We start from the raw sequence: 389 nt of genomic DNA, 5'->3' as shown, positions 1-389 counted from the left end.
GGATACACCTTGCGGCCATGCCCGGGGTAATTCGCCGGCACCGTGTGAATCACATTATTTTCGAACCACTTGAACGACGCCTTCGACCAGGTTCAGGTAATAGTCGTAGTGCGAAGTCAGGTGACGGTCCGGGTTCATAGCGACGAAGCCTGCGTGCTGCAAAAAGCCCGGATACACCTTGCGGCCATGCCCGGGGTAATTCGCCGGCACCGTGTGAATCACATTATTTTCGAACCACTTGAACGACTTGTTGGTCGCCAGCGAATTCACCGCGGTCGGGCTGCGCCGCGCATCGATCGGGCCGCCCATCATGGTCATGGTCTTGGGCGTCTTCTCGCCGGCCGAGGCCAGCAGGGAGATGGCCGCGAGCACCGGCACCGTAGGCTGGC

General features: G+C 60.4%; 1 protein-coding gene and 1 pseudogene. Both read right to left on the bottom strand.

Annotated elements, in window-relative coordinates; translation table 11 throughout:
• Window positions 1-53, bottom strand: a 53-nt coding sequence (locus AC1DKD_RS42385; protein ID WP_477144887.1) for a hypothetical protein, incomplete at its 3' end; no start/stop codon positions are given.
• Window positions 54-78: 25 nt separating this feature from the next.
• Window positions 79-389, bottom strand: a pseudogene (locus tag AC1DKD_RS42380) (polyhydroxyalkanoate depolymerase); the annotation flags it as partial.

The sequence above is a fragment of the Cupriavidus sp. 05T313 genome (assembly GCF_056396665.1).
The sequence above is the reverse complement of the archived record's forward strand: the minus strand, read 5'-3'. Positions and strand labels throughout refer to the sequence as shown.